Below are 15,243 nucleotides of genomic sequence, written 5' to 3'. Positions count from 1 at the left end.
GGGGTGTGTGCCTCAGCGGCGGCGCAGTGATCCGACTGCGACGGCGATGAGGATGATCAGGCCCTGGACGGTTGACCTGAGGGCGCCGGAGACGCCGTAGAAGTTGAGGAGGGCGAAGAGCGTCTCGAGGGTCAGGGCGCCGAGCATTGCGCCCGCGACGGCCCCGCGGCCGCCGCCGAGGACGACCCCGCCGAGGACGACGGCGGTGATCGCGCCGAACTCGAGGCCGGCGCCTGCCTGGAACGACACGCCGCTGTAGCCGCCGAGCAGGATCGCGGCGACGGTGGCGAAGACGCCGCTGAGCACGAACGCGATGGTCTTGGTGCGCCACACGCGGACGCCGGTGAGCTCGGCGGTGCGCGGGTTGCCGCCGACGGCGACGAGCGTGCGGCCGAAGTCGGAGCGGGTGACGGCGACCGCGACGGCGGCCACGCCGAGGAGGATGAGCAGCGCGTAGGGCACCCGGCCGAGCAGCGGCACGTCCTCGAACGCGCGCCGGCCGAAGCGGCGGAACTCCTCGGACAGGCCGCCCTTGGGTGCGCCGTCGGACCACAGGTAGACGGCGCCGACGAGGATCAGGTACATGCCGAGGGTCGTGATGAACGACGGGACCTTCAGCAGCGTGGTGACGAGACCGTTGACGAGCCCGACCACGACGCCGAAGGCGAGCACGACGAGCACCACCGGCCAGGTCCGGGACGGGTCGCTGTCGATGAGCCGAGCCGCGACGACGACCTGGGCGGTGACGAGCGAGCCGACGGACAGGTCGAACTCGCCGGAGACGATGACGAAGTACTGCCCGGCGGCGAGCAGGATGATGGGCGCGGACCGGCCGACGAACGACAGCAGCGACGCCGGGGCGAAGAAGTCGGGCTGCCGGATGGCGACGAGCACCAGCAGGATCGTGAGGATCCCGATGATCGGCGTGATCCCGCCGGGGCGCAGCAGGTTGGCCTTCTGCTTCTCCAACACGGTGGCCGTCATGCTGCCGCCTTCCGGGACGTGGTGCGGCGGCGGTGCATCCGCCGGGCGTAGACGGCCACCGCCGCGATGATGATCACGCCGCGGATGACCTGCTTGAAGAACGCGTCGACCTCGAGCTGGTTGAAGATGCTGTCGATGCTGGCGAGCAGCAGCACGCCGCCGACGGTGCCGAGGACCCCGCCGCGGCCGCCGGCGAGGGCGGTGCCGCCGAGCACGACGGCGGCGATCGACTCCAGGTCGTAGAGGCCCTCGACGCCGACGCGGGGCGCGCCGGAGCCGAGCCGGCTGGCGAGGTAGATCCCGGCGAGGCCGGAGCACAGCGCGCACAGCACGTGGGCGACGATGAGGATGCGGTCGTTGCGGACGCCGGAGAGCCGGGCCACGTCGGGGTCGCCGCCGACGGCGATGAGGTGGTGGCCGAAGCGGGTGTTGCGCACCGCGAACCAGGCCGCGGCGGCGACGGCGAGCAGCAGCAGGAACGCGACCGGCACGGGCCCGATCCGCTGGTAGCCGAGGCTCTGCACGAACGCGGGCGCGGTCTTGCCCGCCGGGCCGTCGTAGCCGTTGTCGAGGTACCCCTTGAGCAGCAGCCCGACGCCGACGGTGGCGATGAACGCGTTGATCCGCAGCTTCGTCACCAGCAGCCCGTTGAGCAGGCCGATGGCGGCGGCGACGAGCAGCACGAGGCCGAGCGCCGGCAGGATGTTGCCGTCGCTTCCCGCCATCGTCTCGGCCGCGACGAGGGTGCTGATGCTGATCACGTACGCGACGGACAGGTCGAGCGAGCCGGCCAGGATGACGATGGTCTGGCCGACGGCGACGAGCCCGAGGCCGGTCGCGACGTGCAGCAGACTGACCACTGTGGACTGGTTGAACAGCGACCCGCCGTCGATCGCGACGACGATCCAGCCGATCACGAGCGTCAGCGCGAGGGCGATGTAGACGCCGCGGGCGGGCCCGGCGGCGGACACCTTGAGTTTGATCGTGGGGGCTTTCGCCGGTACCGGCGGAGCGACGGTCACGCAGTCACCTCTTCAACGGTCAACGCGCCGGTGGCGAGCCCGACGACGTCCTCTTCACTGGCGCCGGCGGGCAGCTGTCCGGCGATGGCCCCGTCGCGCATGACGACGATCCGGTCGCTCATGCCGAGCAGCTCGGGCAGCTCGGAGGAGATCATCAGCACGGCGGCGCCGTCGCGGGCGAGCTGGCGGACGAGGTCGTGGATGGCGGACTTGGCGCCGACGTCGATGCCCCGGGTCGGCTCGTCGAAGAGCAGGATCTTCGGGCCGAGCGCGAGCCAGCGGGCGAGGACGACCTTCTGCTGGTTGCCGCCGGACAGGAAGCGGATCTCCTGATCCTCGCCGGCGGCGTGGACCTCGACGGCGGCGAGCAGGTCGCGCACCTTGACGGTGCGGTCGGTCCGGCCGCGCCAACTGGGGAAGACGGCGCGGCCGGCGAGCAGGGCGTTGTCGAGCACCGACTGGCCGGCGACGATGCCTTCGCCCTTGCGGTCCTCGGTCACGTACGCGATGCCGGCCCGGATCGCCGCGCGGGGCGAGCGCAGCTGGATCCGCGTGCCGTCGAGCTCGACCGTGCCGGCGGTGAACGGGTCGGCGCCGAAGATCGCGCGGGCGAGCGCGGACCGGCCGGAGCCCTGCAGCCCGCCGATGCCGAGGATCTCCCCCGCGCGCAGCTCGACGTCGACGCCGCGCAGCTTGTGGTTCGCTCCACTGTGGACGGCGAGGCGGACCGCGCCGATGTCGCCGGGCTCGGCCCGCGGCGGGTAGTAGCTGGCCAGGTCCCGGCCGACCATGTGCTTGACGAGCTGGTCGCCGGTCGTGTCGCGGGTGGCGAGGGTGGTGACCCGGCGGCCGTCCTTGAGCACGGTGATCCGGTCGGACAGGTCGAAGACCTCGGTGAGGCGGTGCGACACGTAGAGCAGCCCGATGCCGCGCTCCTGCAGCCGGCGGACGAGGGCGTAGAGCAGCTCGACCTCGTGGTCGGCGAGCGCGGCGGTCGGCTCGTCCATGATGAGCAGGCGCGCGTCGAGGGCGAGCGCCTTGACGATCTCGACGACCTGCTGCTGGGCGACGCCGAGCCGGCCGACCTTCACGCCCGGGTCGAAGGACGTCTCGCCGGCGGCGGCGAGCAGCTCCGCGGTCCGCGCGTGCATGGCCTTGCGGTCGACCAGGCCGCGCCGGACGGGCTCGTGGCCGAGGAACACGTTTTCGGCGACGGTGCGCTCGGGCAGGAGGTTGAACTCCTGGTGGATGATCCCGATGCCGGCGGCCTGCGCGTCGCGCGGCCCCTTGAAACCCACGGCGCGGCCGTCGAGCTCGATCGTGCCGCCGTCGGGGGTGTACACCCCGGAGATGATCTTCATGAGGGTCGACTTGCCGGCGCCGTTCTCGCCGACGACGGCGTGCACCTCGCCCGCGCGCACGTCGATGTCCACATCGGACAGCACGCGCACGCCGAGGAAGGCCTTGCCGATCCCGCCCAGGCGGAGGAGCGGGGGAGTTTCGGGCATTGCAAACCCCTAACTGACCGTAACCATCGAAGACGGCCATGATTGCGGTCGAGCATCGGTGGAGCACGTAGCGTGGGGACTTTCGCCGTTGAAGTCCGGAACTTTTGCTAGTTTCGACTAAAGGTCGCGAAGAGCAGAGTAAATGTTTCAATGTTCGGCCGCAACGGCGCAACGTCACCGAAACAAAGCCGTTGCCCAACCTCCACTGATCGACCGAGTTCGACCGGCCGAACGGACGAGGCCAGTGAGAGCGCTCTACCAGCCGAGCTGGCCGGAAAGCGCCGCCTACCTGCTCATATATTGACTTCTGGAGATGGTTCTAGCACGCTTGGCGTCGCAGACACGGCCCGGGAAACCTGAGTGTGACTGTCCGTCGCGGCGAGCGACAGTCGATCGGGCCGGAATCTCATGCTTCGCGCAACCCTGCGCAGCCGCAGGGTCGATGTGTCGTGCGCCCGTGACTGCATCCCGTTGGCCCGCCGAGAGGAACGTTCGAGACGTCGCCGAATCGCTCCCGGAAAAATTGTTATGTCCATTCGCGCAATGGACCGCCATTCGGTGGGATCTTGACACCATCGTCTTCCGTCGCCACTGTGGTGGGCCGATGCACGACCTGCGCATTCATGACAGCGATTGTGGGACCTGATATGCACAGACAGCGAGACGGTGGGTGCGCCGCGTTGCAACCGACTGCTGGCCCACTCCTCGCGCCGTGAACCAGGGCGGACCGGCACCCCGGCTGCGGAAGCCGCCATCTGTTCCGCCCCTGACCTTCCGGGGTGACTATGCGCCGCTGGTCATCGCCGCGCAGGCCGGCAGCAGGGACGCGCGTGACGAGTTGATCTCGGCGTGCCTGCCCCTGCTGTACAACATCGTCGGCCGGGCCGTGAGCAGCCCCGCCGACGTGGACGATGTCGTGCAGGAGACCTTGTTGCTGGTGCTGCGAGACCTGCCGGGCCTGCGCAGTCCTGAGAGCTTCCGGCCGTGGCTGGCCGCCGTGGCGATGCATCAGATCGGCCGACACAGGGACCGCTGGCAGTCCGCGGCAGCGCGGACCACTGCGATCGAGGAGGCGGCCGACGTCGCGGACAGCGCGGCGGACATCGAGCGCACGACAGTGCTGCACATGCAGCTCGCCGAGCAGCGACGCCGGTTGGCCGAGGCGAGCCGATGGCTGGATCCGGACGACCGGACACTGCTGTCGTTGTGGTGGCAGGAAACGGCGGAACTCATGAGCCGCGCCGAGGTGGCCGAAGCCATGGGGGTGAACGTCGCGCACGCCGGTGTCCGTCTGCAGCGGATGCGCGAGCAGCTGGAGCGGTGCCGGGGAATCGTCAGCGCTCTGTCCGCCGAGCCTCGCTGCGCCCGCCTGGACACCGTCGTGTCCGAATGGGACGGGCAGCCGTCGACCGTCTGGCGCAAACGGATCGCCCGGCACATCCGCGACTGCGCCGTCTGCACCGCGACCACGGCAGACCTGATCAGGATCGACAAGATCATCACAGCCCTCGCCGTGCTCCCCGTCCCGGCCACGCTCATCGCCGCCCTCATGGCCAAAGGCCTGCTTCCGGCGGCCGCCACGGGCGCGGCGAGCTCGTTCGCGCACGCCGCCTCCGGCGCCGCGGCGACCGGCACCGTGCACTTCTCGCTGACCAGCAAGCTCGCGGCTGCCGTAGCGGCACATCCCATCGTCTCCCTCGTCGCGGGCACGGTCATCGTGGCCGGTGTCGTCGTCACGCCGATCGCGGTGTCCACGCCACCGGCGGAACCCGCGCCCACCCGCGTCGCGGCGCCACCGCCGACGCCGCCGCGACCACCGGTCACCGCCGGATCCACAACCAACGGACCGGCACCGGTCACACGCGGGCCAACGGCATCTTCGACACCGGGACCAAGCCCTTCGGGCACCACGCCGATCACCGGGCGGACGTGGACGCTGACCGCGGAGCACAGCGGCAAGCTCATGGACGTCGAGGCGCAGTCCGGCACCGATCGAGCCCCGGTCGTCCAATGGCCCGGGACCGGCGCCGACAACCAGCGGTGGCAGGTCATCGACGCCGGCGGTGGCACCGTCAATCTCAAAGCCGTCCACTCCGGCAAGTGCCTGGACGTCGACGCCCGCTCCACCACCGCAGGGGCGTACCTGCAGCAGTACCGGTGCAACAACGACGACAACCAGAGGTTCACCATCACACCGGTACCTGTCGCAACGCCGGCACCGACCCCGACGGCGACCGCGGGTGTCTACATCATCAGGAACGTCCTGAGTGGACTGTGCGTCGACGTCTTCGGCAACGCGGCGACCGACGGCACACGGCTGGTCCAATGGACCTGCCAGGGCACCACCAACCAGCAGTGGCGATTCACGCAGGTCTGACCGGTATTCCGACCCGACCCTATTTCCAGCGTTGGGGGTAGCCGGGCAGGTCGGTGCAGCCGCACATGGCGTAGTGCAGCGGCGGCATGTTGGCGTCGACGTACTTGTCGAGGTTGTCCTGGGTGATCGTCGGCTGGGGCAGCTTCCACGGGCTGGACACCTGCTCGCCGTTGAGAATGCGAAGGGCGGCGATGATCGGGGTGCGCCACTGGTAGGTCGGGTAGGTGGGCGCGATCGCGGTGAGCTTCTTGTCCTTCCACAGCTTCAGGAAGTCCAGCTGGTCCTCGCCGTTGATCGGCGGGACCGGCTTGCCCGCGTCCTGGAACGCCTCGACCGCGGCGACAGCGGTGGCACCGGCGTCCATCCAGATGCCGTCGATCGTGCCGTACCGCTGGATGTAGTCGTTGACGATCTTCTTCGTCTTCGCCGGGTCACCATCGGTGAACTCGACACCGACGACGTTGACCTTCGCCTTGTCGAACTGAACCTTCGCCGCCGACCAGCGGGTCTCCAGGACGTCGACGCCGGGCAGGATCCGCAGCGCGAGGACCTTACCGCCGGACTTGACCTTCTCCGACAAGAACGACGCACCGACGTGCCCGAACCCGTAACCGCCGATCGGGTTGATGAACGTGACCGGACACTTCGTGTCCACGCCACGGTCGAACACGATGACCGGCAAACCCTTGGCGCAGGCCGCCTCCACAGCGGGCGTCAACGTCGCGGTCGTGTTCGGGGAGACGATGAGCGCGTCACAGCCCTTGCCCAGCAGGTCGTTGATATCAGCGATCTGCTTGCTGTCCTTGCCCTCCGCGTCAACGTGCACAAACTCCTTGATCTTCGACTTCTGCGCCTCGACCTCGGCCTGCATCACCTTGAACCCGACCTGCCGCCACGGATTGTTCAACGCGGCATTGGAGAAACACACCTTGTACGGGCCGGCCTTCTTGAACTTCGCCGTATCCACCAGCTTCGGGTTGAGCACCTGCTCCCACGGCTTGTCAGCCGGGCCGGTCGCGGTGGCCTGCAACAACGACAACTCGTTGTCGTAATCGGCCTGCACGAAGAACTTCGACTGCTCACCAGTCCCCGACCCCGCCGCCGCGGTCGACGACGCGGCACCGGAAGCGGTCGTGGTCGGCTCATCGGTGGCACAACCGGTCAGGATCAGCAACGCGGCCGTCATGGCCGCGGCGACGGACGTGGATCGTCTCACGTGTTCTCCTATGGATGGGGTGTCAGGAGCTCTTGCCATGGATGACCTTGGAAAACACTTCGGAGCGTGAGCAACGAATGCGATGCCACGGCGGTTTCCCCTAACGCCGTGTCACCTCCGGCGCGACCGCGTCGACGTTCACAGCCCGATGCAGCACTCAACGTAAGCAGCAAACTTCACGTTGCTAGATCTTCCGGTCACCGGTGCAGTACTTCTGCTGGATAAGACAAAAGATCGTGTCCATTACGTTAAAGGTCTGAGCGTCGACTGGCAATGACGTAACCCGATCAAGACGAAACAGCTACGAAACCGTGCTCTCCGAGGCGCAGAACTGAGCTGCAAAAAAACGTTATGAGCTGCCTGTTTGTTGTCCGTATTGACTTCAAAAGGTTCGCCAGAGCAGGCTTGGCGCCGCGAGCCATGACAGAAGAGCCCATCGATGTGACTCTTCGTCACGGCAGCTGGCGCGTCTCCATCCAGTCGATGTCACTGTCCGTCGCGGCGGACGGCAGTCGAATCGACCGGATCACTCACGCGCCACTCAACCCTGTCCACGGGGGTGCTGTCGTGCGCCCATGGCTCGCATCGCGTTGTCCCGCCGAGAGGAAACGGCATGCGAAGAAGCACGTTGATCCTGGGCACCATCGTCGGCATGTTGCTGTCGATGGCGCTCGTCCAGCCCGCGCAGGCGGCGCCCGCCTTCCGCGCGCTGGTGTTCACCAAGACCGTCGGGTATCGGCACGACTCGATCCCGGCCGGCATCCAGATGATCCAGCAGCAGGCCGCCGCCAACAACTTCGAGGCGGTGTTCAGCGAGGACTCGGCCGTCTTCACGCCGGCCAACCTCGCCACCTACGATGTCCTCGTCATGCTGCAGACGTCGGGCATGGTGTTCACGACCGCCGCCCAGCGCTCGGCCGTCGAGGGCTACCTGGCCAGCGGCAAGGGCATCGTCGCCATCCACAACGCCACCGACATGGGCATCGACACCGAGTACCCGTGGTGGGACCAGACGGTCAACGCGGGCGCGCACATGCCCGAGCACTCCCCCGGCGTCCTGGCCGGCCAGGCCATCGTCGCCGACAAGTTCCACCCGTCCACGGTGGGCCTGCCGGACCGGTGGAACCGCAGCGAGGAGTGGTACAACTTCGACAAGAACCCGCGCGGCGACGTGCACGTGCTCGTGACCGCCGACGAGCGCACGTACAACCCCGGCTCCCGCGCGATGGGCAGCGACCACCCGATCTCCTGGTGCCGTAACACCTCCGGCGGCCGGGTGTGGACCACCGCCATGGGCCACGCCATCGAGTCCTACAGCGAGACGTTCTTCCGCAACCACGTCCTGGGCGGGATCCGGTGGGCGGCGGGCAACCTCGCGGGCGACTGCGGCGGCACCGTCTGGGGCAACTTCGAGAAGCGCACCCTCGACGACAACACCGCCGACCCGATGGCCCTCGCCGTCGCGCCTGACGGCCGCGTCCTGTACGTGCAGCGCGCCGGGCAGGTGAAGATCTTCAAGCCGAGCACCAACTCCACCGTCACCGCCGGGACGCTGAGCGTCTACACCGGTGGCGAGGACGGCCTCACCGGCCTTGCGCTGGACCCGAACTTCGCCAGCAACGGCTACGTGTACCTGTACCACTCACCGGCCAGCAGCACGACGGACATCAACCGGGTCTCGCGGTACACGCTGAGCGGCGACACGCTGAACATGTCCAGCGGCGTCACGATCATCGACATCCCGGCCTACCGCGACCGCACGTTCCCCGAGCCCGGCCATACCGGTGGCTACATCGCCTTCGGCCCGGACGGCAACCTGTACATCGGTACCGGCGACGACACCCCACCGAACCTGGACCCCAACTGGCAGGGCTACGCCCCCCTCGACTGGCGGTCCGGCAAGGCCAACCTGGACGCCGCCCGCACCGCCGGCAACACCAACGACCTGCGCGGCAAGCTGCTGCGCATCCGGCCCGCAGCCTCCGGCGGCTACACGATCCCGTCGGGCAACCTGTACCCGCAGGGCACCGCCCAGACGCGGGCCGAGGTCTACGCGATGGGCTTCCGTAACCCGTTCCGCTTCTCGATCGACCCGGCCAACGGCTGGGTGTACCTGGCCGACTACGGCCCGGACCGCAACCCGCCGACCACCAACCGCGGCCCGGAAGGCCTGGTCGAGCTCAACGTCATCAAGACGGCGGGCAACTACGGCTGGCCCTTCTGCCACGGCGACAACCAGCCCTACGCGCCGTACAACCCCGACACCGGCGTCGTCGGCGCGAAGTTCAACTGCGCCGCGCCGGTCAACAACTCCCCCAACAACACCGGCCTGGTCAACCTGAAGCCGATCGTCGCGCCGAACATGTGGTACGGCTACCCGGCCTCGACGAACTTCCCGGAGCTCGGCGCCGGAGGCTCCGCGCCGATGGGCGGGCCGGTCTACCGGTACAACGCGGCGAACCCGTCCTCGACGAAGTTCCCGCAGTACTACGACGGCGTCCACTTCTTCTACGAGTGGGCCCGCAACTTCGTCAAGGAGGTCCACTTCGACGGCAACACCGCCGTCACCCGGACCAACACGTTCCTGCCCGGCGGCAACTTCAACAAGCCGATGGACATGGAGTTCGGCCCCGACGGCTCGCTGTACCTGCTCGAATGGGGCTCCAACTTCGGCGGCGGCAACAACGACTCCGGCCTCTACCGCATCGACTACCTCCAAGGTGGACGGTCGCCGATCGCCAAGGCCTCGGCCAACGTGACCAACGGCAACGCCCCGCTGAGCGTGCAGTTCTCCAGCGCTGGATCGATGGACCCGGACCCGGGCGACACGATCAGCTACCTGTGGACGTTCGGCGACGGCACCACGTCGACGGCGGCGAACCCCGCCAAGACGTACAGCAGCAACGGCAACTTCACCGCACAGCTGAAGGTCACCGACAACACCGGCAAGACCGGCTTCGCCAACGTGCAGATCACCGTCGGCAACACCGCGCCGACCGTCACGGTCAGCACCCCGGTGAACGGCGGCATGCTCAACTTCGGTGACCAGGTCGCCTACACCGTCACGGTCACCGACCCCGGCGGCGCCGCGATCGACTGCTCCAAGGTGTACGTCAACCCGGCGCTGGGCCACGACGACCACCTGCACGAGACCACGGAGTACCCCGGCTGCTCCGGGACCATCTCCACCGACCTGCTCGGCGGGCACCCCGACGGCGCGAACCTCTTCTACGCCCTCATCGCCAAGTACACCGACAACGGCGGCGCGGGCGGCGCGGCCCCGCTGACCGGCTACGGCCAGGCCATCCTGCAGCCGAAGCACAAGCAGGCGGAGTACTTCACCGCACAGTCCGGCATCCGGGTCATCGACCAGGCCGGCGCGGAGAGCACGAAGCGCATCGGCGACATTTCCAACAACGACTGGATCTCGTTCAACCCGATGAGCCTGCAGGGCATCACCAACGTCACCTACCGGGTCTCCTCGCCGACCGGCGGCGGCTCCATCGAGCTGCGCGCCGACTCGCCGACCGGCACCCTCCTGGCGACGACGGCGATCCCGAACACCACCGGGTGGGACAACTACCAGAACACCGCGACGGTCAACACCGCCGCGCTGTCCGGCACCCACACGCTCTACATGGTGTTCAAGAACAGCGCCAACAACGGCTTCGACCTCGACTCGTTCACCTTCGGCGGGGCCGGCGTGGGCACGCCCGGCACCGGCGGCGTGGCCGGGAAGACGTGGACGATGACGGCCCAGCACAGCGGCAAGAACGTCGACGTCAACGGCGTCTCCACCGCCGACGAGGCCCAGATCATCCAGTGGGCCCCGACCGGCGGCAACAACCAGAAGTGGCAGGCGGTCGACGCCGGTGGCGGCGCCGTCTACCTCAAGGCGGTGCACAGCGGCAAGTGCCTCGACGTGGTCGGGGGCTCCACCACCGCGGGCGCCTTCCTGCAGCAGTTCACCTGCAACAACGGCAACAACCAGAAGTTCATCGTGACCCCGACCGGCACCTCCGGCGTGTACACGGTGAAGAACGTCCAAAGTGGACTCTGTGTTGACGTGAACGGCAGCTCCGTCGACGACGGCGCCCGCCTGCTCCAGTGGACCTGCCACGGCGCCACCAACCAGCAGTGGAGGTTCACCCTGGCCTGATCCCGCTGATCCCGGCGCCGGCCCCCGTAACGACGCGGGGGCCGGCGTCGTGCCTTAACGGGGCATGAAAGAACCATGCAATTTATTGCGGTCGATGCCGTTGATGCGTACCGTGCGGGATCGGTAACCCACGGAAGGAGCTCAACTGTGTCGATGCGATGGTGTGCGGGCCGCCGGGCGCTGCTCGCCGGGGCGGGTGCCACGGCCCTGCTCGCGGCCTGCGGCTCCGAGCCTGCTTCGTCCGGGGCGGCGGCCGCCCCGGCGACGTCCGCCCCTCCCGCCGAGAGCACGGCGCCCGCGCCCGCGGCCAGCCTGGCGAGCACCGCCGAGATCCCGGTCGGCGGCGGGGAGGTCGTCGGCGACGTCCTGATCGTCCAGCCGGTCGCCGGCACGTTCAAGGCGTACAACGCGGCCTGCCCCCACAAGGGCGTGAAGGTCACGGCGCCGAAGGACGGCGTCGCCACCTGCCCCGCGCACAACTCGACGTTCGCGATCGCCGACGGAGCCCGGATGAGCGGGCCGGCGACCACGGGGTTGAAGGAGATCGCCATCAAGGTCGACGCCGGCCGGATCACCCAGGCCTGACCGGCGGGACCCCAGTGATGTCGTTCTGGTCGTCGTCGGCGCCGGCCAGCACGGCAGTTACAGGTCCCGCTTCATGCCCTCGTGGCTGGCGACGAAGCCGAGCCGCTCGTAGAACCGGCGCGCGTCGGCGCGGCGCTTGTCGGTGGTCAGCTGCACCAGCGCGCAGCCACGCTCGCCGGCCCGCGTCACGACCCACGTCATGAGCTCCGCACCGAGCCCCTGCCCCCGCCGGTCGGCGCGGACCCGGACCGACTCGACGAGCGCCCGCTCAGCACCGTGCCTGCCCAGCCCCGGGATGTACGTCACCTGCAGCGCCGCCACGATCTCGCCGCCATCGTCGGCGACGACCAGCTCGTTGCGCGGGTCCTCGGCCACGGCCGCGAACGCCCGCTCGTACACCTCGTCGACCACCGCCGCCTCCCGGTCCTTGCCCAACACGTCGTCGCCCAGCAGCGCGACGATGGCGGGCAGGTCGTCGTGGACGGCTTCGCGGAAATCCATCAGTCGATGGTATTCAGCGCGCCGCCGGTAATGCGGCAGAATCGGCGCGTGCAAGCCGGTGTCCTCGTGCGGGCGCGGGTCGCGACCGCGCTGCTGTTCCTGCTCTTCGGCGTCACGCTCGGCGTGTGGACCGCCCGCATCCCGGCGATCAAGCGGGATCTGTCGCTGGACGACGGTGCCCTCGCCGTTGCGTTGCTGGCGTTCGCCGCCGGGGCGATCACCGGCATGCAGGCCACCGGGCGCCTGGTCGACCGGTTCGGCAGCCGGCGGGTGATGCTGCCGGTCGCGTTCGCCGAAGGCCTGGTGCTCATCCCGCCCGCGTACGCGCCGGGGCTGGTGACGCTCGCCGCCGCACTGTTCGTGTTCGGGGCCGTGCACGGCACCCTGAACATCGCCATGAACGCCAACGCGATCGACGTGCAACGGGCCTGGGGCGCACCCATCATGTCCTCGTTCCACGCCGTGTACAGCATCGGCGGCTTCATCGGCGCGAGCGCCGGCGGGCTCTTCGCGCACGCCGGCGTCGGGCCGCGGACGACGTTCACCGCCGTCGCGGGCGTGACGGTGGCCCTCGCCGCCTGGTCCGCGTGGTGGGCGCTGCCCGACGCCGGCCGCCCCTCGCTCGGCACGGCGCCGGCGGAGGCTCGCGGGCCGGTCCGGGGCGTGCTGTTCCTCGGCGTCCTCGTCTGCTGCGCGCTCGTCGGTGAGGGCGCCGCCGCCGACTGGAGCGCCGTCTACCTGCGCGACGAGCTGGACAGCTCGGCCGGGTTCGCCGCGGCGGCGTTCGCCGCGTTCTCGGTCGCCATGACGATCACCCGGCTCGTCGGCGACCGGCTCACCACCCGGTTCGGGCCGGTCGTCGTGGTCCGCGCCAGCGGGCTGCTCGCCGCCGGCGGGCTCGGTGCCGCCCTGCTCGTCGGCGCGCCGGTCGCGGGCGTCGCCGGCTTCGCCTGCCTGGGCGCCGGGATGGCGCTCATCGCGCCACAGGTGTACTCCGCCGCAGGCGACCGCAATCCGGACGCGGCGGGGCGGGCCCTCGCCCGGGTGGTCGGGCTCGGCTACCTGGGCTTCCTGCTGGGGCCGGTGCTGATCGGCGCTGCCAGCACCGTCGTCGGCCTACCCGGCGCCCTCGCCATCCCGGTGCTGCTGGCGCTGTTCGTCGCCGCCACCGCGCCCGCGCTGCGGCCCGCCGCCGCCACCGTCGCGGCGCTGCGCCCGCCGGCGTAGGCATTGCTCCCGGGCGTCGCGGTGTCTGGAAGGGTGAGGCACCGCCACGACGGAGAGGAACCTGGATGAGCCCGGAGGACGAGCGGGAATTCCGCGAGTTCGTGGCCACCCGGTCGGCCGCGCTGCTGCGCACGGCGTACCTGCTGACCGGCGACACCCATCTCGCGCAAGACCTGCTGCAGACGGCCCTGCTGGGCACCGTCCGGCGGTGGGCCGCGATCCGCCGGCGGGAGCATCCCGAGGCGTACGTGCGCACGGCGATGTACCGCCATCAGATCAACCGCTGGCGGCTGCGCTCCCGGCGGCCCGAGACGCTGGTGCCGGCCACGCCGGACCGCGCCGCGGGCGACGACCACGCCGCCGAGACCGTGGTCCGGCACGGCGTCTTCGACGCGCTGCGCACGCTGCCGGCGCGGCAACGGGCGGTCGTGGTGCTGCGGTACTACGAGGACCGCTCCGAGGCCGAGGTCGCCCAGCTGCTCGACATCTCCCTCGGCACCGTGCGCAGCCAGGCGTCCAAGGCCCTGGCGAAGCTGCGGGCCGCGTACCCCGACCTCGCGACCACCCCGATGGTGAGGACCGCGCCATGATGCACCTGCGAGACGTTCCGTTCCCCGCCGACCTCGTGCCGCCGCCGGGCCTGGCGGACACCGTCCTCCACACGGCCCGCCGGCGCCGACGCACCCGCACCGTGGCGATCGCGGCCGCCGTCGCGGTCACCGCCGCCCTGGCGGTCCCCGCGCTGCTGCTGCGCGGGCCGGGCACGCCGATGGACCCCGGCGCACCCGCGCCCGCCGCGCCCGGCGGCGGCCCTCAGGTGGCGCACGTCTACACCCGCGAGGAGCACTCCAGCATCCTCGACCCGGCCCTCGGCAAGTACCGCGAGCTGCCGTTCACCGTGGTCCTGTCCCCCGACCTGACCCGCGCGGCGGTGAACGACAACGGCCGGCTGGGCCTCGCCGACCGGGCCGCGTTGCTGGACCGCGGCCGCGATGCCGTCGAATGGGTCGACGTCCCCGCCGGCAACGGCCCTTCGTGGTCGCCGGACGGCACCGCGGTGCTGTGGACCTCGATCGAGAAGGACCCCACGGTGCACTTCACCGCCCACCGCGTCGACGTGGCCGACCGGCACGTCACGAACACCCCGGTCCCGCTGGACCTCCTCGGCGCGACGGTCGGCTGGGCCGCCGACTCGCGCCGCTACCTGGTCCTCGTGCGCGGCACGCAGACCGACAACACGGTCGAGCCGGGCCCGCTGCAGTACCTGTCGCCCGACGGCACCCCCGGCGCGCGCCTCGACGGCACAGGCGGGTCGGTCGAGGGCGCCACGTGTTATTCGCCGTCTCGCCGGTACGTGCTGACGGACGCCTCGACCATCATGTCGGCGCAGCCCCACGCGTCGCCGGTGTACGACGCGACGTCCGGGAAGGTCGTCGCGACCGTGCCGCCCCGCTCGACACCCGTCGGCTGGTACGACGAGACCACCGTCGCCGTGCTCGGCCACGGGGCGGACCGCAACGCCGTCATCGAACTGCTGGACATCACCACCGGCACGGTCAGCCGCAGCGTGCGCCTGCCCGGCTCCGCCGACGTGACCGCCGTGCAGCTCGGCCCGTCGGCCGGCCTCACCGGCGCGGCGGCCGAACTCAGTTTCTGACGCCGGA

11 protein-coding genes are annotated in these 15,243 nt (G+C 70.0%); 6 read left to right on the top strand and 5 right to left on the bottom strand.

The window, feature by feature from the left end; translation table 11 throughout:
- Window positions 1–12: 12 nt before the first annotated feature.
- Genes ABD332_RS42025 through ABD332_RS42015 form a run of 3 tightly spaced genes read right to left on the bottom strand, consistent with a single transcriptional unit; the run spans window position 13 to window position 3,514 of the window.
- Window positions 13–984: an ABC transporter permease gene (locus tag ABD332_RS42025; RefSeq protein ID WP_344509421.1), complete on the bottom strand. Its 972-nt coding sequence runs from the start codon at window positions 982–984 to the stop codon at window positions 13–15.
- Window positions 981–2,006, bottom strand: a complete 1,026-nt coding sequence (locus ABD332_RS42020) for an ABC transporter permease (protein ID WP_344509419.1) — start codon at window positions 2,004–2,006, stop codon at window positions 981–983. The genes ABD332_RS42025 and ABD332_RS42020 overlap by 4 nt, the downstream gene beginning before the upstream one ends.
- Entirely contained in the window at window positions 2,003–3,514 is a 1,512-nt protein-coding gene (locus ABD332_RS42015) for a sugar ABC transporter ATP-binding protein (protein ID WP_344509417.1), read from the bottom strand. The genes ABD332_RS42020 and ABD332_RS42015 overlap by 4 nt, the downstream gene beginning before the upstream one ends.
- Before the next feature lie 712 nt (window positions 3,515–4,226).
- On the opposite strand from ABD332_RS42015, the gene ABD332_RS42010 reads away from it, so the two are divergent.
- On the top strand, window positions 4,227–5,891 hold the full coding sequence (locus ABD332_RS42010) for a sigma-70 family RNA polymerase sigma factor (protein ID WP_344509415.1): 1,665 nt from the start codon (window positions 4,227–4,229) through the stop codon (window positions 5,889–5,891).
- A gap of 19 nt (window positions 5,892–5,910) precedes the next feature.
- Here ABD332_RS42010 and ABD332_RS42005 read toward each other — a convergent pair whose 3' ends face one another.
- Window positions 5,911–7,107 (bottom strand): ABC transporter substrate-binding protein, encoded by a 1,197-nt coding sequence (locus tag ABD332_RS42005; protein ID WP_344509413.1) that lies wholly within the window; start codon window positions 7,105–7,107, stop codon window positions 5,911–5,913.
- 613 nt (window positions 7,108–7,720) lie between these two features.
- On the opposite strand from ABD332_RS42005, the gene ABD332_RS42000 reads away from it, so the two are divergent.
- Together ABD332_RS42000 and ABD332_RS41995 are read left to right on the top strand one after the other, a co-directional pair.
- Window positions 7,721–11,266 (top strand): ThuA domain-containing protein, encoded by a 3,546-nt coding sequence (locus ABD332_RS42000; RefSeq protein ID WP_344509412.1) that lies wholly within the window; start codon window positions 7,721–7,723, stop codon window positions 11,264–11,266.
- A 153-nt stretch (window positions 11,267–11,419) separates the two neighbouring features.
- Window positions 11,420–11,851, top strand: coding sequence for a Rieske (2Fe-2S) protein (locus tag ABD332_RS41995; protein ID WP_344509748.1), 432 nt, complete (start codon window positions 11,420–11,422; stop codon window positions 11,849–11,851).
- Window positions 11,852–11,908: 57 nt separating this feature from the next.
- On the opposite strand, the gene ABD332_RS41990 is transcribed toward ABD332_RS41995, so the two are convergent.
- Window positions 11,909–12,352, bottom strand: coding sequence for a GNAT family N-acetyltransferase (locus ABD332_RS41990; protein WP_344509410.1), 444 nt, complete (start codon window positions 12,350–12,352; stop codon window positions 11,909–11,911).
- A gap of 48 nt (window positions 12,353–12,400) precedes the next feature.
- Between ABD332_RS41990 and ABD332_RS41985 the strand changes: the two genes are divergently transcribed.
- The 3 genes from ABD332_RS41985 (at window position 12,401) to ABD332_RS41975 (ending at window position 15,236) form a co-directional block, all read left to right on the top strand.
- Window positions 12,401–13,579 (top strand): MFS transporter, encoded by a 1,179-nt coding sequence (locus ABD332_RS41985; protein WP_344509408.1) that lies wholly within the window; start codon window positions 12,401–12,403, stop codon window positions 13,577–13,579.
- Window positions 13,580–13,644: 65 nt separating this feature from the next.
- Entirely contained in the window at window positions 13,645–14,169 is a 525-nt protein-coding gene (locus tag ABD332_RS41980) for a SigE family RNA polymerase sigma factor (RefSeq protein WP_344509406.1), read from the top strand.
- On the top strand, window positions 14,166–15,236 hold the full coding sequence (locus ABD332_RS41975) for a hypothetical protein (RefSeq protein WP_344509404.1): 1,071 nt from the start codon (window positions 14,166–14,168) through the stop codon (window positions 15,234–15,236). Before ABD332_RS41980 ends, ABD332_RS41975 begins: the two co-directional genes overlap by 4 nt.
- Window positions 15,237–15,243 lie beyond the last annotated feature (7 nt).

This window comes from Dactylosporangium maewongense (genome assembly GCF_039531485.1).
GTDB lineage: Bacteria > Actinomycetota > Actinomycetes > Mycobacteriales > Micromonosporaceae > Dactylosporangium > Dactylosporangium maewongense.
This window is presented reverse-complemented; position numbering and strand designations above follow the sequence as displayed.